We start from the raw sequence: 17,720 nt of genomic DNA on the forward strand, positions 1-17,720 counted from the left end.
TCGCGCGGCCGTGTTCATGTTGAACGCGGCCGGCCCAGCGTCGTCGTCGGCTCACAACGGGTGGCGCTGGTGGCCCAGTTCTCCGTCGGGCCGATCCAACCCCGGTCGCTTTCGGAGTACCTGCGCCGGCTGGACGCAGCCGGCTACGCCACCGTGGTCATCTCCACCTGCGAGTCCGCCGAACCGCTGGAGTTTCCCGCCGGAGTCCCGGAAGACACCCTGATCGTTCGGCGCCCGAACCTCGGATATGACTTCGGATCATGGGCGACGGCGCTGGGTTGCTTTCCCGAGCTGCGCCACGCCGAGACGGTGCTGCTCACCAATGACTCCCTGCTGGGGCCCTTTGCCCCCATCGACGAGCTGCTGGAGTGGGCCGCCGAGCCCGGTCCTGACATCCGCGGCCTGACCGCGTCCTACCAGTTCGCCTATCACATACAGAGCTACTTCTTGGCCTTCCGCGGAGGAATCTTGGCGGACCGGCCCTGGCGGGACTTCTTCAACGCCGTGCGGGTGGAACGGGGCAAGGATGAAGTGGTGCGCTCCTATGAGATCGGCGTGTCGCGAACCTCTTTCTCCGAGTGCTATTCGACGGAGGTGTGGGTCACCGGTCCGGAAGTGGGTGTGCCCTACGGGAACCCCACCGTCGACGGTTGGAAGAATCTCATCGAGTCGGGTCTTCCGTTCCTCAAGCGCACGATCATGACCCACCCGTCCACCCAGGCCGAGGCGGCCGAGGCGGCTCAGTACATCCGGCGGCGGTTCGGGGCCGACGTCGACGAGTGGTAAGGATATGCGATGACTAAAGTCACCAAGACCGGCGTTGTGCGTCGGGCGAGCTACTTCGCCGCCAGGGGGCGAAACGCCCTGGCGAATCTCGTCGCCTCCGGGAACATACACGGCTATCAGAGTCGGCACTGCGCTGACTTCAACGAGTATGTATCTCGCCTGGGCGGTCGGCAGAACTCCGGATTTCCCGACCACTGGCGAGTGGACGACTCGTTGGTCAACGACTCGCCGGCGCGGGTCGCGGTGGTCATCCACTGTTTCTATCCCGAACTGATGGATGAACTGTTCCAGGCGCTAGCAGCAGTTCCGGTCGACTTCGACGTCCTGATCACCAATGCCTCCGGTCAGGCCATCACCGTGCCGCGCAACAGGCTGCCCCGCCTGGGTCATGTGTCCATAGTCGAGGTAGATAACCACGGTCGGGACATCTTTCCCACCATTCAACTGGTCAACGCCGGTTTGCTGGACCCCTATGACATAGTGCTCAAGGTTCACACCAAGCGCAGTCCCTGGCGTGAGGACCATGCCGAACTCGCGGGTGACGGCGCCGGCTGGAGGAGACAGCTGCTGTCCGACCTTCTGGGAAGCGCCGAGCGTGTGGAGCAGATTCTCAACGCCTTCGCCTCGGACTCCTCACTTGGGTTGGTTACGGCGGAGGACTGCATAGTCGGTGCGGAGTTCTGGGGCGGTGATCGGTACATAGTCCAGCAACTGCTGCGCCGGCTGGAGATGTCGCTGGACGACCCCGATTCGCTGCGTTTCGCCTCCGGCTCCATGTATTGGATCCGCGGCTTCGTGTTGCAGGGTCTGCGCGCGCTCAACTTGCAGGCCGCGGACTTCGATGAGGAGAACGGGCAGGTGGACGCCACCACCGCGCACGCCGTCGAACGTCTGTTGGGAATCCTCACCCAGGAGGCGGGACTGCGAATGGCGGAGGTGAGTGAGCTCGACCGCGAAGGCGCCTACGAGACCGATGCATACAGGCGCTTCGAGCGTGGAGCGGTACGGCACGCGCGTGCGCAGGTGATCCCGTTCTACCTGCCGCAGTTCCATGACTCGCCGCAGAACAATCGCTGGTGGGGACAGGGCTTCACCGAGTGGTCCAACGTCACCGCGGCCATCCCCGGATACCGGGGACACTACCAGCCAAAACTTCCCACAGAGCTGGGCTTCTACGACCTGGCTGATGACGACGTCCGCCGTAAGCAGGCCGAGCTTGCGCGCGCGCACGGCGTCGCCGGCTTCATGTACTACTACTACTGGTTCTCCGGAGAGCGCTTGCTGCACGTGCCGATCGAGCGGCTGCACGCCAGCGACCTGGACCAGCCCTATTGCATCATGTGGGCCAATGAGAACTGGACGCGCCGCTGGGACGGACGGGCGGCCGATATTCTCGTGGGCCAGGACTACACCAAGGTGCCGGCGGAGACCTTCATCGACGATGTCATGGAGTTCCTCCTCGACCCCCGCTACATGCGTATAGCCGGCAAGGCCGTGCTGGCGGTGTACCGGCCTGCGCAGATGAGCAACTTCCCCGACGTGGTAAAGGTGTGGCGTGAGCGGGCGCGTGAGGCCGGGGTCGGTGAGCTGTACGTGCTTGCCGTTGCCGTTGCAGAGGAGTTCGACGGCATTCAGGCACTGGGGTCCGACACCGGCATTGACGGAACGCTCCAGTTCCCGCCGCATAATCTTCCCTGGGTGGCCGGCCCGGCGACTGAGGTCGGACTCGATTCACGCTGGCGCGGGAATTTCATGAGCTACCAGGAAACCGTGAAGGCCTCGTTGGCCATGTCCGGCAACCTTGCGGACAACGAGTACCCCGGGGCGATGGTCGCCTTTGATAACGCCGCGCGCCGCCAATGGACGGCGGACACATGGTACGGCTCGAACCCCTACACCTTCCGACGCTGGGTGGCGGGTCTGATCGACTCGGTAATGCCACGGGATCCGCAGCAGCGCGTGGTCTTCATCAACGCCTGGAACGAATGGGCGGAAAGCGCCGTACTGGAGCCGACTACACGTTTCGGGCGGACATTCCTGCTCGCGCTGCGCGACGCCGTCTGGAGCTGAGCAACGGGCCCTGGCAGAGGTCCTTCCGGTTGAAGATGCGGACTTGGCCGGGACGGGTTGCGGCGGCGGTGCGCATCTGGGTTCCGCCGCCGTGCGCTCATACCGATGCGCTGGCAGGCGCCCGATACACTCCCGCCCAATGCGCAGATACGCCGCTGAACCAGGTTGCTCAGCGCCGTCCGATCCCCGCGTAGGTGAAGCCTGCGGCCTTCCAAGCCTCACGCGGCAGGGAGTTGCGGCCGTCGATCACGTTGCGGCGGGACACCAGCTCGGCCGCTCTGGCGGGATCGAAAGTGGTGAACTGCTTCCACTCGGTGCCCAGCACCACCAGGTCCGCACCGGTTAGGGCCTCCTCGATGCTTTCCGTGATCTGGTACGGCAGGTCCGTGCGCGCCGCCAGAATCGGGCCCGCCGCCGGATCCATAACCACCACGGATGCCGAAAGCTCGGCGAACTCCGCGGCCAAGTCCAGGGAGGGGGAATTGCGCATGTCGTCGCTATCCGGCTTGAAGGCGGCCCCGAGCACCGCCACCCGCCTGCCGGCCAGGTCCTCCCCGAGCATGCGGCGAGCGGTATCCACCACCGAGTGGCGCACGGCGTCGTTGATCCTGTCCACCTCGGCGAGGAATCCGAGCGCCCGTCCGACCCCCAGTTCGTCGGCGCGGGCCTGGAAGGCGCGGATGTCCTTGGGCAGGCAACCGCCGCCGAAGCCGATACCGGCACGCAGAAAGCGCTTACCGATACGGTCGTCCAGGCCTATGGCGCCGGCCAGGGCAGTCACGTCGGCGCCGGCGGCGTCACAGATCTGCGCCATGGCATTTATGAAGGAGATCTTGGTGGCCAAGAAGGCGTTGGCGGAGATCTTCACCAGCTCCGCCGTCGCATAATCCATGACGAGTCGGGGCTTGTTCTTCTCGAGTATGGGGCGGTACACGTCATCCAGCACTGCCTGCGCGCTGACGGCCGCGTCTTCGTCAGCCGGCAGCCCGTAGACCATGCGGTCTGGATCGAGTGTGTCCTTGACCGCGAATCCCTCGCGCAGGAACTCCGGATTCCAGACCAGTGTCGCACCCGTGGGGGCGATCGACTCGGCCAGGCGCGCAGCGGTACCGACGGGTACGGTCGATTTGCCGGCGACGATCTCGGGACGATCGGCGCACTTGCCCAGGTGGGGGAGCATGGCCTCAACGGCCGCATCCACGTAGGTCAGGTCTGCGGCACCGGTGTCCAACTGCGGGGTGCCCACCCCGATGAAATGGACTTGTGCGCCGGCGATCGCCGCGTAATCGGTGGTGAAGGTCAGGCGACCGGCATCCACGTTACGCCGCAGAACCTCCTCGAACCCGGGCTCGAAGAAGGGGGCCATGCCCCGGGAGAGCAGCTCGACCTTGTGGGCGTCGACGTCCACACCGACGACCGTGTGGCCCAGTTCGGCCATTGAGGCGGCGTGAACCGCACCGAGGTACCCACAACCAATTACGGAAAGGCGCATGCTGGAAGGCTAGCGGACGCAGTAGGGTCTTAGCTGCGTGTCGGGTCCCAAAGGCAGGTTGGTTTCCGGATTCCTTGCCCACAGAGACGGAGCCCGGATCACGTTTGCGTGACTGAGGCCACGTGGTGACCCCGTTCCGATTACTGTGGCCCGGTGAATCGCACGACGCCCCGGGTCAAGGATCCTGACGACGGTATCGCAGACCGCTGTGCGGCAGGGCTCGCACTGCTGCACAGCTGGACGCCCGGTGGGATCCAAGGCTTGGTGGTTATGGGGTTTGTTCTGTGCGCCGCGGGGCGCGCACTGCTCATTCCGCTGTTCGGCAGCGCCGATGAGGCCAACCATCTCGACTACGCCTACCAGCTCTGGCACGGGCGTTGGCCCGACTTCTTCGAAGGTCCCGTCATCCCGGGAGCCGGGCCCAAGTCGCCGTTGTCCGTGCAGGCGGTTTCACAGCACCCCCCGCTGTTTTACCTGCTCATGGCCCCGTTGGCGGGGCCACTGACCGACACCGCAGGGGTGCTTACTGCCGGGATGGCCGGACGCGCTTTGAACGTCCTGCTGGGCGCGGCCGCGGTGGCCCTGGTCGGCTGCGCTGCCAGGTCGGCCTTTCCCGGCAATGCCCTGCTCGGCCCCGCTGCCACATTGATTGCCGCGCTGTGCTGCTCCATGCTGGGAGTTGCCGGGGCCGTCTACAACGACACCCTGGCGACGGCGCTGATGGCGGCGTGCATTGCTGTTGCCTGTAGGTTCATCCGGTCCGGTCCTTCATCGCGGCGATGGTTTCTGCTGACGGCCGCCTGCTGTGCGGCCCTGTTGACCAGACTGTCTTTGATGGTTGTTGTTGCCGTGTGCCTGACGGCGGTCGCGGCCGAGGGAATGGTCCGCGGCGCCAACAGGGACCGGTGGGGGAGGTGGACCGGGCTGGCCAAGGCCATTGCCATCGGCGTGTTGGTGCTGCTGTCCTGCGGGTGGTTCTACCTGCGCAATCTGCGTCTGACCGGGACTATCACCGGAGGCCATCCCGATTGGGCGGCGGAGCACCTCAATGCCGTGCGCGTCTCCATGGGGGAACTCGCCTCGCAGCCGGAAACCTGGCGGAGACTGCTGTCACTGTTCGTTCCGGTCCCCGCGCAGGGAGGGATCGGGCTGCTTGTGATCGGGGTGCCAGCGCTGGGCGGATTGTTAGCGGTGGCCGTGGCGGTTGTGCGCAGGCGTGCTACCTGGACGGATGCGGCCGTAACCGGCCTGCTAGCGGTTGAAGCCGCACTGATTCTGGTGATGCAGTTGAAGTACTCGGCCGGCGGAGGCGGCCTGCATCCGCGCTACCTGTTGCCCGCACTAGTCGCCCTAGCGGTGCTCATGGGTACCGGTCTGACCCGGCCGCGTCCACTTGCCGGGATACTAACCGGAGCCTGGTTCGTGGCGTGGGCGGCGTTGTTCGTACCCTGGTGGTGGCAGCAGGGCCAACAGGCCACGAACGCCGGTGGGGGATTCATCACCTGGCCGATGGCGGCCTCAACGCTTCTCGGTGCGGCACTGGCCATATGGGTAGGCGCCGTCATAGGCATCGGTGTGCTGGGGATGAGGCGGCCGGCGCTAGGTGATTGACTGCACGGGCGATCCCCATGGTGTCTAGGTCCGGGTCTGAAGCGTGTGTCGGTTCAGGCCGCCCACGTGCCCGCCCGCCCGCAATCGTTCACAGCTCGATGGTGGGCACGTAGGCTTCCAGACGCTCCATGGAGTTGCCCGGGGTGAAGCCGGTCGCCTCGATCTTGGTCAGGTCCAGGGCGCTGCGAAGCGGGCGGGGGGCGATGCCCTCCTGCCCCGCATAGTACTCGGCGGTGGTCACCGGCGTGACCTCCTCCGCGCTGTGGCCCACCAGCTCGAAAACCCGCTTGGCAACGTCGCACCAGGACACCACGGGGCCCTCACCGGACAGGTTGTAGGTGCCGAATTCGGCGCCGGTGCGCAGCAGGTGGATGATGCCGGCGGCCAGGTCCGTGGTGAAGGTGAGGCGGCCGGTCTGGTCGTCCACCACCTTCGGGGCGATGCCGCGGGCCGCCAGCGAGGCCATGGTCTTGGCGAAGTTCTTGCCGTCGCCCACCACCCAGGAGGTGCGCACCAGGTAGTGCCTGGGGGCGGCCTCGACGGCGGCGTCACCGCCCGCCTTCGACTGACCGTACACGCCCAGCGGGCTGGGGGCCTCGGCCTCGGTGTGGGGCTCTGATTCGCCGTCGAAGGTGTACTCGCTGGAGATGTGTACCAGGGTCAGATCGTGGCGGGCCGCCTCACGGGCCAAATTGGCCGGGCCGGTGGCATTGGCCCGCCAGGACTGGCGCCGCCCCTCACTGGACTCGGCTCCGTCCACGTCCGTCCAGGCAGCCGCGTTGATTATGACGTCGTATGCGGACCAGTCCCAGGCAGCCATGGCTTCGGCGTCGGAAATGTCCACTTCCGGCAGATCCACACCGGTGGGACAGTAGCCGGCTTCGGGCAGCTGCTTCATCAGTTCACGGCCTAGCTGGCCCTTGCAGCCGGTGACCAGTACGCGCCCGGCGTGCACCGGCGCTGAGGCTGCGGCGTCATCGGCAGGGAAGGGGACGACGTCGGCCAGGCGCGGATGGGCGCGGTCCTTATCCGATTGGATCGCGCGCTCCAGCGGGATCGGCCAGGGCACGGAGACGGTCTCGTCAGCCAGGTTCAGGAACGTGTACTGAGCGTCGGGCGACCAGTGATCGTTGACCAGGTAGGTGTAGGCGGTATTGGGCTCCAGCGTCTGGTAGGCGTTACCCACGCCCCTCGGTACGAACACGGCCACCGACGGATCGATCTCGGCGGTATACACGGTTCCGAAGGTGGGACCCTCGCGCAGATCCACCCAGGCGCCGAAGACCCGACCGGTGGCCACCGACACGTACTTGTCCCATGGCTCGGCGTGGATGCCGCGGGTGACTCCGACTTCGTCGTTGAAGGAGATGTTGTTCTGCACCGGCCCGAAGTCCGGCAGCCCCAGGGCGGTCATCTTCTCCCGCTGCCAGTTCTCCTTGAACCAGCCGCGGTTGTCTCCATGCACGGTCAGGTCGATGCGCAGGAAGCCGGGGATCGGGGTGGTCTGCACGCCGAGCGGCTTGAGCAGCTCCAAGTCGGCGGCGGAAATCGGAGCTGGGGAGGCGGCGGCGTCGGTCACGGGACTCCTTAAGATCGGTGTGGTCGGGCGGTAGCGCGACACGGTGGTCCGCCCGGTGTGTCGCCCGAATCCTATCGGGCTGGGTGGGTGTGGATCGGAGCAGTCCAAGCGGTTCCCGCCCACACCGGCTTATCCGGCTCTTCGGGTTTTAGGGTGTGGTCCCAGTCGGCTGCCGGCCCCGTACTTGGACCGCGTTCCTGCGGTTGGACCGTCTGAAAGTGCGTTTCAGGCAGTCCAACGGCAGCCAGGCGGTCCATCGGCAGCCAGGCGGTCCAGTTATTGGTGCTCCACCTGCGCTACACCGGTCGGGCCCGAGACCACGGTGTGGGGCCCGACCGGGCGTGAAATACATCGTGCACGATTAGCGGGCGAACAGTGAGCCCGGTGCGCGGCGGTGCGGATCGGCATTAGTGCCGGACACGCTCGAGCAGTCCGAGAAGATACTGGCCGTAGCCCGACTTGACCAGCGGTTCGGCGCGCTCGCGCAGGCCGTCGTCGTCGATGAAGCCCATGCGCCAGGCGACCTCTTCCGGGCAGCCGATCTTCATTCCCTGCCGGTGCTGGACTGTGCGCACGAAACTGGTGGCGTCGGCCAAGGAGTCGAAGGTGCCGGTGTCCAGCCAGGCGGTACCGCGAGGAAGTACCTCCACGCTGAGTCGGCCGGCCTCCAGATAGGCGCGGTTGACATCGGTGATCTCATACTCGCCGCGTGCCGAGGGCTCAAGGCTCTTGGCGACCTCCACCACGTCATTGTCGTAGAAGTACAGGCCGGGCACGGCGTAGTCGGACTTGGGATGGTCGGGCTTCTCCTCAATGGAGATGGCCTTGAAATCGGCGTCGAACTCAACCACGCCGTAGGCGGTAGGGTCTGCGACCTGGTAGGCGTATACGACTCCACCCTCGGGACTGGTGTTTCGACGCAGGCGCGTGCCCAGGCCGGTGCCGTAGAAGATGTTGTCTCCCAGCACCAGAGCGGCCGGCTGGTTGCCGATGAACTCCTCTCCCAGCACGAAGGCCTGCGCCAGTCCGTTGGGGACCTGCTGCACCTTGTAGTCCAGGTTCACGCCGAACTGGGAGCCGTCGCCGAGGAGCCGTTTGAAGGTGGCCTCGTCGCCGGGAGTGGTGATGACCAGGATGTCCTCGATCTGCGCGAGCATGAGGGTGCACAGGGGGTAATAGATCATCGGCTTGTCATACACCGGCAGCAGCTGCTTGCAGGTTGCCAGAGTGATCGGGTGCAGTCGTGTGCCGGAGCCGCCGGCCAGAATGATTCCTCGCATGGGCACAGTGTGGCTCATTCGAGGCCAATCCCGCCGCAAAAGCGCCGGATGCGTTATGTGAACCCCGCCGGCGTGGCCGGGCGGGCTCGTCGCGGCCGCCCGCGCGTCGGCTACCGTTGGCGCTCATGGAACGACTTGAGGGCGCGCGGCAGCGCTACGACTGGGGATCGCCCGAGGCCATCCCGGAGTTCCTCGGGGTCGCTACGGACGGCGAGCCGTGGGCCGAACAGTGGTTCGGCGCCCACCCCGCCGGGCGTACTCGCGCCGGGACGGGCACGCTCGCGGCACTGATCGACTCCGATCCGCAGCGCCTACTCGGCGAGGACGTGGTGCGCCGCTTCGGCCCCAAGCTGCCCTTCCTGCTCAAGCTGATCGCCCCCGCCCGGGTACTCTCCCTTCAGGTGCACCCCTCACTGGAGCAGGCCGTGGAGGGGTACGGGCTGGAGGATGCGGCCGGCGTCCCCCTGGACAGTCCGGTCCGCAACTACAAGGACACCAACCACAAGCCGGAGATGGTGCTGGCGCTTACTCACTTCGAGGCAGTCGCTGGTTTCCGGGCGCCGCGGCGTGCGGCCGAGGTGCTGGCGGAACTGCGCTCCCCGCTGGCCAGACGCATGCGCCGCACCCTGCGGCTGAACCCGACGCGCTTCGGGATCCGGCAGGTGTTCACCGATCTGGTCTCTGCTGCCACCCGACCGGATGCGGAGGACACTGCCGCGCTGGTGGCCGAGATCGACGCCCGCCTTACCGCCGGCGCCTCGCCGTCGCGGCGGGTGGACTCCAACGTGATCAGCATGTGGAGGTCATTCCCCGGAGATCCGGGGGTGGCCGCGGCACTGCTGCTCAATCCCGTCACGCTGCGCCCGGGGGAGGCGCTGTTCGTGCCTGCGGGCAGTGTGCACGCCTACGTAACCGGCATGGGCATCGAAGTGATGGCCTCCTCCGACAACGTGCTGCGGGCCGGGTTGACCACCAAGCACGCGGACGTGCCGGAGATGCTGGCCTGCGTGGATTACGTGGCGGCGCCACCGGTGCGTCCGGCCCCCGAGTATCTGTCCCGTGCCACCCGCGCCTATTACGCGCCCGTGGACGACTTCGAACTGTTGATGACCACCGTAGTCCCCTCCGATGGGCGGGTGCAGGTGCCTGGCCGGGGACCGCGGATCGTGGTGGCGACCGAGGGAGACACCACAATTACCACGCCGGCAGGGCAGGCACGACTGGTCCGCGGACAGGCACTATTCGTCGGTGCCGACGAACGCACCCTGGCCGTGCAGGGGGAGGGCACGGTGGTCCAGGCCGACGTGCCGTAGGGTTCGTGGCGGCGTTCTCAACAATCCGCTTCGGTGCCCTCCTGGCGGGCGGCCGACCGGACCAGATCGGGGTCGGCCTCGGGGGAGAGGAGGACCGCTGCCCGTTCGGCTCGCCACGCGGCGAGCACACCGCGTACCGCCTCCAGGGGCGTAACGGCCCTAACCAGCACGGCACCTCCCGCATGGCGGAGGTCCCCACCTGCTGTCCGCGGGACGGCAAGATCGGTGCCGTCCGCCGCGGGAGTGGAACTATTCGGGCCGGTGGCCAGCGCCTTGCGCGACAGCTCCGCGCCCGCCTGGACGTTAACGGGCGCCGCAGGGTCTGACACGATCGCCACCCTATGCCCGTCGAACGGTCGGGCGGGGAACCAGTCCGCGCGGGAGGCGACGTCGGCGGCACCATCGAGCGTCAGCGGCGGCGCAGGGCCGGGCCGGCGCAGCGCCAGAGACTCACGTGGAACCAATACCTGCACCTCGGCATCGGCATCCAGTCCCGATGGGGTGAACGCCACCGAGACATCCACATGGCGGGCCCGCCCTTGCGCGGGCAGGATCCGGGCCTTGGCATCGGTGTAAGAGGTGAAGGTCACCGCTGCTCCGGTCAACCAGGCTCCGCAGCTCCAAGTGATCGTGCGCCAGTGCACGCCCGTGTCCAGGTGCACGAGTAGACCCGCCTGGAGATCGGCGCCCAGCGCCTCCTCAACAAGCAGATTCGCGATTTTGCACTGCCACATGTGCAGCACACGCCCCGTCAATTCCATGCGCTCACCCGGTGCGTACCACACCAGCCAGGGGCGGTCGGAGTCCGTGGCGGTGGGCAGCAGTGAGGTCAGCGCGTCGGTTGGGTCTTGGTTCACACCCGGATCCTGACAGAGCCGCCGAGCCGGCGGAAGTGATACGCCCCAACCCTGACACTCAGAATTTCCTCAGCAAATTGTCATGAAGAAGGTTGACACTGCTGTGGTGTCCTTCCGGCGTGGCCGGGCGGGCCGCGTCACGCCGCGTGAAAACCGCTGTGGGGACCCGTGTGTGCGTGACGGTGTGAGGGCCGTCGCGATTGAGTGAATTTCTCAGCCCCGGCTTGACTCACAGCGGCTCACAGCCGTGTAATTCTACATAGACATCGTCCGTATCTTGAAGGGAAGCCATCGTGTGGAACATCCTCGGCGACGGGCCGCTCGAGCGGTCCGATGACGCCGACGACGAGGCGCTCCTCCTTCTGCTCGGCGACGACGATCCTGATGAGGGCCCGCTGGCCTGGCAGGAGCGCGCGTTGTGCGCTCAGACCGACCCGGAGGCCTTCTTCCCTGAGAAGGGAGGCTCCACCCGCGAAGCCAAGCGCGTGTGTGCCTCCTGTGAAGTCCGCGAGGAGTGCCTGGAGTACGCTCTGGCCAACGACGAGCGCTTCGGGATCTGGGGAGGACTGTCAGAGCGCGAGCGGCGCAAGCTCAAACGGCGCGCTGTATGAGTCGGGCGGGAAGCGCCACACAGCAGCCTGCCCCCGGCGGAACCCTCGCGGTCCTTGTTTCAGCCGGGGTCACCCCTTATCTGCCTAGAACCCTGCGGGCCCTGGCTGATCAGGTCGTGGCCCCGGATGTGCTATTGATCGTGGACGTCGCTTCGCGCGCCAACGGGCTCGGCGACGGCACTCCCATAGAGGAGGCGGTGCTGGACTCCGGTGTCGACGCCGTTGCCGCCGTGCGCGTGGTGCACGCCCCCGAGGCAACGGGCTTCGGCGACGCCGTTAAACGCGGACTGAACAAATATGCCGACCTGATCGCCAAGGGCAACCGCAAGCGGCGTCGTACAGATGCCGAACACCGTTCCGGTTCCGGCAGTGCGGGCTCGGCGGACGGCTCCATGACATCATCCGGACAGCTCACCGGTCCAACCGGTGCCATGTCACCGATCTCTGACACCGAGGTCCGCCGCGTCGCCAGCACCGACGTGCCCCCGGCCGACAACTCCGACGGCGCCTGGCTGTGGCTGCTGCACGACGACTCCGCTCCCGAGCCGGACTGCCTGGGGCGCCTGCTCGCAGCCGTCCACACCGCCCGCTCCGTCGCCCTGGCCGGTCCCAAACAGGTTGACTGGGACCGACCACACGAGCTGTTGGAGGTGGGCCTGCGCACAACCGCTTCCGCCCGTCGCGCCAACGACGTCGTTGAGGGGGAGGTCGACCAGGGCCAGCACGACGACCGCTCCGATATGCTCGCCGTCGGCACTGCCGGGGCGTTGATCAACCGCGTGATCTGGGACCAGCTTGATGGAACCTCCCCCGCCTTCCCGGTCTTCGATGACGGCCTGGAACTGTCCAGGGCCGTGCGCCTCGCCGGGCACCGCGTGGTGGTGGTGCCCAATGCGGTCATCCGGCACCGGCGCGCTGGCTACCTGGGCCTGCGTCCGGCGCAGCAGGCCCGTGACTCGCACCGGCTCGGCCGCGGACACCGCTCGGGAAGCTCCTTAGATCCGGCGCCAGCCAGCGCCATTGCCCAACCCGATCCGGATCGGTCCTTCTGTGCCCGGCGCATCGCCCAGCTCACCGCATGGGCGACTTTCTCCGCCCGGCCGGTGTGGGTCCTGCTGGCCTGGTTTGTGTTGCTCGGGCTGGCGCGCGCCTCCTGGCGACTGTTGACTAAGACGCCTGCCTTGGCCCGCGATGAGATGGCCGCTGCGCTTGCGGTGGCCCGCGCAGGTGCCACTATTCGCCGCGGACGCAAACGTCTGGCGGAACACCAGACCGTGCGCCGCTCCGTGCTAGCCGAGCTTTATATCAGCGCCGCCGACATCCGCGCCGCGCGCCGTGATCGGCGTCGCCAGGAGCGTGAGCGTGCCGCCCGCGAGGCCGCTCGCAGTGAACTGGAACTGCGCGAATTGGCCGTCTTGACCAGGCGTCGGCGTGTCACCCTAGCAGGCATCCTGTTGGTGGTGGGAGCCCTCGGCGCAGTGGGACTCTCGCAGGTCCTGGTCGCCCGCGCGGTGACCGGTGGCGCCCTGCCCGGCCTGGGGGCCGATTGGCGCGAGCTGTGGGACGCCGCCTGGTCCACCTGGGCCGCTTCCGGCGATGGCTACCCCGCGGCGCTGAATCCCTTGCTGGCCGCACTCGTCCCGCCCCTGGTGGTCGGATCATGGCTTGGGATCGACGGCGACGCCTTGGTGCACATTATGCTGGTTCTGGCGTTGCCATTGGCAGCCCTGGGAGCCTGGTACGCCGCTGGCACCGTGACCCGCAACAACTTGCTGCGCGCCTGGGCTGCCGGCGTGTGGGCGCTGGCGCCGGCGCTGCTGCTGGGAGTCGGGCAGGGGCGGCTAACCGCCGTAATCGTGCACCTGACATTGCCGTGGGCGTTGACTGCGCTTGCTCGGGCCGTGGGGGCGGACCGCCGCGACGTGGTCGTATCTGGAATGGTTGGCGCCCGTCATGCCAGCCAGCAGGAGAAGGACGAACTCGACCAGTTCGCCTCCGCCCGTATTGAGGATCTGGCCGAACTGGCCGACCAGGCCGAAGCCGCGAACCCCGCCGATGATGCGGAGGTCACCGCGACCGGAGTCTCCGAGGAGGCCGTGATCGCCGTGTACTCCGACGCCGTCGCGGACGCGGCCATGCTCGATCCAGATGCCCCCGTTCTGAAACCTGCCACGGAGCCCGAAGCCGCCGATCCGGAGCACACCGGAGCATCCCGGGGCCCCGGAACCCCGGAGCAGGATCCCCAGGACTCCACCGCTGCGCAGGGTGTTGAGGCCGCCGCGGCTGCATCCGACTCCGAGGCCAACGATTCGGAGACGACTGATCCCGACGACGCCGAGTCCCATGGCTCTGCAATTCCCGCCGCTGCGGCGCCCCCGCCCACCCCGGAGAGCTACGGACCCGGTTCACCCACCGCCGCCGCCGTGGCCGGGCTTCTTCTCAGTGTCATAGTCGCCGCCGCCCCTGTCACCGCCGCACCGATCGTGATCGGCCTGATCCTGTTGGCGGTGTGTGAGCGCCGCAGCGCCCTGCGGCTGCTGTTCACGCTCGTGCCGGTGGTCGCCACCGCCATCCCCGCCTGGTGGCGCGCCCTCCGGCTAGCCCAGGCCGCGGAGGCAAGCGAGGCCCTGCGCTACCTGTTCACCGACGCCGGCCTGCCCATCACCGCCGCCCCGCCCAGCACCATAGAGACCCTGCTGGGCATGCCCGTAGACGTCGAGTCCCTGGTCGCCGACCCGGCCATTGCACTGACCGCCAAGATGCTGCTCGCAGTCCTACCCGCCGCCGCCCTCTGCGGCCTACTGACCGCGGGTCACCGCGGCAACCGGGCCCGGGCTGGATTCCTGATAGCCCTGGGCGGGCTGGGCCTGGCCGCCGCCGCCACACGCGTCATCACCGCAGTCGGCACTCTGAGTGACGGCACCGGCTCCGTGACCGTCACCGGCTGGGCCGGCATCGGCGTCTCCTTCGCTCAGGCCGGTCTGCTCGCCGCGGCCCTAGCCGCCGGGGATGCCGCCTATGCGGCTGTGCCAGCCGGCGCCCACGGTTGGCGGCGCCGGGCGCACCTGGGCCTGATCGGCGTATGCGTCCTGGCGGTTGCTGCCCCACTGACCGTGGGCGGGGCCTGGGCCCTTACTGCACGCACCTCCACCGCCGCCGGCGCCGACGCCGACGTGATGGCGCTGCGACCGGCCGGCAGTCAGATACCAGTGATCGCAGCGGAGATGCAGTCCTCCTCCGCTGCCGGAAGAGTCCTGGTGCTGACCGCGACCGAATCCGGATTGCGTGTGCGCATCTGGCGCGGTGACGGCGCCCAGCTGGCCGATACGACGCCCGACGTGCTGACTGCCCAGTTCACTGCACGCGTGAGCGCGGAAACCCTCGCGCCGGCGGCCACCTCAACCGAAGCGACGCAGGCCGCTGACGCGCTGACCACGGTCCTGACCGATCCGGCGGATGCCGAGCTGGCCGACCTCGTGGTGCGTGCCGTCGCCGGCCAGGATGAAGCCCTTGCCGATGCCCTGGCCGCCCACGGGGTCGCCGTCGTCTTGTTGAACGAGGCCGCCGGTGACGACCTGACCGCGTCCACGCGCGCCGGCCTGGAAGCCACCCCCGGCCTGGAGCAGCTGGCCCGCACCGACTCCGGCACCTCCTGGCGCGTAGCCCCCGCCAGTGCCCCCGAATCCGCCCGGGTAGTGCTTATCGATGCCGACGTCACCACCACCGTTCCTGCCGCCGCCACCGGCCGCACCGTAGTTCGTACCACCATTAACGCGGGCTCCGGGCGACGTCTCCTCCTACTGGCCGAGCGCGACGACGGCGCCTGGCGGGCCACCCTGAACGGCCGGACCCTGCAGACCACCACCGCCACCGATGCGGCCGGATCTTGGCGCGCGGCCTTCATCGTCCCTGCTGACGGTGGCGAACTAGTCGTCACCCACGGCACCGTCCTCGGCGCCATCGCCGCCCGCGGCATCCAGGTCGTCTGGTTCATCACCATCCTTTTCGCCCTGCCCCTGCGCCGCAGGAGGAGCATCGTATGAGCGTCTCCCGCCGTAAACTGTTCGCCGTAGTCGGTCGTGTCGCCTCGGCGCTCCTGGTCCTGGCCGCCGTCGTGGCTCTGACCTGGTGGGGGACCGGCACCCCCCGGGCCTCCAGCCGGGATGTGACTGCCACGGCGGTGTCTGCGCCCTCGGGCGACTCCATCTACGCCTGCCCAGCCGGGCCGGGCAACACCATCGGTGGCGTAGACCTCGCTGAAACGAACGCATCCACCACCATCACCGCCCTCGAACCGGACTCTACCCTCAGCTACGGCGGCACCGAGCTTGAGCAGGTCACCACCACGCTGGAGGATGCCGAAGGCGGCGTGCTTTCCGTTGAGGCGCCCGCCGGTACATCCTCCGGTGCTATCGGCCAGGTCACCACCGTGACCGCCGGCGGCGACCTGCGCGGACTTACCGCCACCCCCTGCACCCCGCCCGCCTCCGTGGCTTGGATCGTCGGCGGGTCGGCCGCCCTCGGATCGTCGTCCGAGCTGCGGCTGACCAACCCCGGCGTGACCACCGTCACCGCCACTATCCACCTGTATGGCTCCACCGGCGAACTCACGCTTCCGTCCTCCGGGCAGGTCTCCGTCGCCGCTGGCAAAACCGCCTCGGTGCTGCTAGAGGCCGCCGGAGCGCTGGACGATCGTCTGGCCCTGAGCGTGGAGGCGGATGGCGGCCAGTTGATCGCGGCACTGGTAACCGAGTCACTCGACGGGGAAACGCCCGCAGGAGTGGACGTGCTCACCGCCGGTGCCGCGCCCGCCAGGGATATGACCATCCCCGGTGTGGTGCTCGTCGAGGCCGCCGATCAGGGCCAGACGGAGGTCGCCGGCGCCACATCCTCCGATACACCGGCCGTGCGCGTGGTCAATCCTGCGGGTGCCCCCGCAACCGTCTCGATCTCCCTGATCGGTGCGGACGGTGAGCAGGAGCTGCCCGGCGCCACCGCCGTGACTGTGGATCCCGGCGCCGTGTTCGACATCTCCTTGGCGGGCGTCGATCCTGGTGCCTACGCAGTGCACGTGACCTCCGACGTCGCCGTCGCAGCCGCCGCCCGGCTTGTGCGCAGTGCGGGGGAGTATCCCGAACGCTCCGGTGCCCTCGCCCACGATACCGCCTGGGTGCAGGCCTCCGCCGCCGACGCCGCGGAGGGGTCGATGCTGGCCCTGCCCCGTAACGAGGGTCTGAGCGCGACCCTGTTACTGACCAACTCCGGTCAGGCCGCCACCGCCATCACTCTGACATCAGTCGACGGGCAATGGACCAAGGAGATCGAGGTCCCGGCCGCCACCACACTGACCCCCGAGGTTCCCGAAGAAGTCTCGGCGCTGGTGATCGCCGGCACGAGTGGAAGTCGTTTCTGCGCGGCCGCCGTGATCACCGCCGAGGCCTCCGGCCAGGTGCCCGGCACGCTCATATCCGTGGTGCCCACGGTTCCGGATGCACTTACCCAGGCAACCCGCAGCCTTCTGCTGCACTGACGCTCCACACAGGACGAGCACGGGCCAACGCGGTCAAGACGTCAAGCGCCGAGGATCATCTAGTGTGGGAGATGTGCATCGGCCGCCCAATCCGCATCCTGCGCGCATCCCCGCCTCGCCCCGTCGACGTGACCGGCACGGCAGGGGGCTGCGGGGTCCCCTGCTGCCGCCCAATCTGCCGGCCTGGCACACTCGTGCCGAACGCTTCGACGCCATGATCATCGATGCTGCCGATGACCTGGCCCGCCGCCATCCGGAGATCGCTCAGATGCAGTTCGCGGTGGAGGAGGTGCCGCCTTCGGATCCTGCGCCTTGGGAGGCCGGCGTGGTTCTCGGACGGGGATTCGCCGCCGAGCCTCGCGCCGGGCTGGCCACGCGCATAGTCCTGTATCGGCGGCCCATCGCCTCCCGGGCCCGTGGCAATGCCGAGCTGGCCGAACTCGTTCGACGCGTGATGGTGGAGCAGGTGGCGCTCATGCTCGGGCGCCGCCCGGAGGAGATCGACCCCGATCTGTGATCTGCGGTCCCGGCCGCGTGCTTGGAAGCACCCCGGCACATGGCCGCGGCTCCCACCGGTCCGGCTCGCCGCGC

The 17,720-nt window shown here is 67.9% G+C and carries 12 protein-coding genes; 8 read left to right on the top strand and 4 right to left on the bottom strand.

Going from position 1 to position 17,720, the window contains the following annotated elements:
• The first annotated feature begins 69 nt into the window (after window positions 1-69).
• Together CWT10_RS05665 and CWT10_RS05670 are read left to right on the top strand one after the other, a co-directional pair.
• Window positions 70-786 (top strand): rhamnan synthesis F family protein, encoded by a 717-nt coding sequence (locus CWT10_RS05665; RefSeq protein WP_233188228.1) that lies wholly within the window; start codon window positions 70-72, stop codon window positions 784-786.
• 9 nt (window positions 787-795) lie between these two features.
• Complete coding sequence (locus CWT10_RS05670) at window positions 796-2,856, top strand: glycoside hydrolase family 99-like domain-containing protein (protein WP_103063632.1); 2,061 nt, start codon at window positions 796-798, stop codon at window positions 2,854-2,856.
• 169 nt (window positions 2,857-3,025) lie between these two features.
• Here the strand turns inward: CWT10_RS05670 and CWT10_RS05675 are convergent, their stop codons facing one another.
• Window positions 3,026-4,348, bottom strand: a complete 1,323-nt coding sequence (locus CWT10_RS05675) for a UDP-glucose dehydrogenase family protein (protein ID WP_103063631.1) — start codon at window positions 4,346-4,348, stop codon at window positions 3,026-3,028.
• Window positions 4,349-4,501: 153 nt separating this feature from the next.
• On the opposite strand from CWT10_RS05675, the gene CWT10_RS05680 reads away from it, so the two are divergent.
• Complete coding sequence (locus CWT10_RS05680; RefSeq protein ID WP_128683307.1) at window positions 4,502-5,959, top strand: DUF2142 domain-containing protein; 1,458 nt, start codon at window positions 4,502-4,504, stop codon at window positions 5,957-5,959.
• Between the two features lie 88 nt (window positions 5,960-6,047).
• Here CWT10_RS05680 and CWT10_RS05685 read toward each other — a convergent pair whose 3' ends face one another.
• Window positions 6,048-7,493, bottom strand: coding sequence for a sugar nucleotide-binding protein (locus tag CWT10_RS05685; RefSeq protein WP_103063652.1), 1,446 nt, complete (start codon window positions 7,491-7,493; stop codon window positions 6,048-6,050).
• Between the two features lie 452 nt (window positions 7,494-7,945).
• On the bottom strand, window positions 7,946-8,818 hold the full coding sequence (gene rfbA, locus CWT10_RS05690; protein ID WP_103063629.1) for a glucose-1-phosphate thymidylyltransferase RfbA: 873 nt from the start codon (window positions 8,816-8,818) through the stop codon (window positions 7,946-7,948).
• 125 nt (window positions 8,819-8,943) lie between these two features.
• Here rfbA and manA point away from each other — a divergent pair, with 125 nt between their 5' ends.
• Complete coding sequence (gene manA / locus CWT10_RS05695) at window positions 8,944-10,131, top strand: mannose-6-phosphate isomerase, class I (RefSeq protein WP_103063628.1); 1,188 nt, start codon at window positions 8,944-8,946, stop codon at window positions 10,129-10,131.
• Between the two features lie 17 nt (window positions 10,132-10,148).
• On the opposite strand, the gene CWT10_RS05700 is transcribed toward manA, so the two are convergent.
• Window positions 10,149-10,988, bottom strand: a complete 840-nt coding sequence (locus tag CWT10_RS05700; protein ID WP_103063627.1) for a TIGR03089 family protein — start codon at window positions 10,986-10,988, stop codon at window positions 10,149-10,151.
• A gap of 362 nt (window positions 10,989-11,350) precedes the next feature.
• Between CWT10_RS05700 and CWT10_RS05705 the strand changes: the two genes are divergently transcribed.
• From CWT10_RS05705 to CWT10_RS05720, 4 genes are all read left to right on the top strand, one after another.
• Entirely contained in the window at window positions 11,351-11,599 is a 249-nt protein-coding gene (locus tag CWT10_RS05705; protein ID WP_275405338.1) for a WhiB family transcriptional regulator, read from the top strand.
• Complete coding sequence (locus tag CWT10_RS05710) at window positions 11,596-15,642, top strand: glycosyltransferase (protein WP_103063626.1); 4,047 nt, start codon at window positions 11,596-11,598, stop codon at window positions 15,640-15,642. The genes CWT10_RS05705 and CWT10_RS05710 overlap by 4 nt, the downstream gene beginning before the upstream one ends.
• Window positions 15,639-17,129, top strand: a complete 1,491-nt coding sequence (locus CWT10_RS05715) for a DUF5719 family protein (protein ID WP_103063625.1) — start codon at window positions 15,639-15,641, stop codon at window positions 17,127-17,129. Before CWT10_RS05710 ends, CWT10_RS05715 begins: the two co-directional genes overlap by 4 nt.
• Window positions 17,130-17,202: 73 nt before the next feature.
• Window positions 17,203-17,646 (top strand): metallopeptidase family protein, encoded by a 444-nt coding sequence (locus CWT10_RS05720; RefSeq protein ID WP_332881195.1) that lies wholly within the window; start codon window positions 17,203-17,205, stop codon window positions 17,644-17,646.
• Window positions 17,647-17,720: the final 74 nt, after the last annotated feature.

Source organism: Actinomyces qiguomingii, assembly GCF_004102025.1.
Lineage (GTDB): Bacteria > Actinomycetota > Actinomycetes > Actinomycetales > Actinomycetaceae > Actinomyces > Actinomyces qiguomingii.

Excerpts from the sequence above, each read along its gene's own strand:
- CWT10_RS05710 (WP_103063626.1), top strand. The coding sequence starts at position 11,596 with ATGAGTCGGGCGGGAAGCGCCACACAGCAGCCTGCCCCCGGCGGAACC.
- manA (WP_103063628.1), top strand. The coding sequence starts at position 8,944 with ATGGAACGACTTGAGGGCGCGCGGCAGCGCTACGACTGGGGATCGCCC.
- CWT10_RS05715 (WP_103063625.1), top strand. The coding sequence starts at position 15,639 with ATGAGCGTCTCCCGCCGTAAACTGTTCGCCGTAGTCGGTCGTGTCGCC.
- rfbA (WP_103063629.1), bottom strand. The coding sequence starts at position 8,818 with ATGCGAGGAATCATTCTGGCCGGCGGCTCCGGCACACGACTGCACCCG.
- CWT10_RS05675 (WP_103063631.1), bottom strand. The coding sequence starts at position 4,348 with ATGCGCCTTTCCGTAATTGGTTGTGGGTACCTCGGTGCGGTTCACGCC.
- CWT10_RS05670 (WP_103063632.1), top strand. The coding sequence starts at position 796 with ATGACTAAAGTCACCAAGACCGGCGTTGTGCGTCGGGCGAGCTACTTC.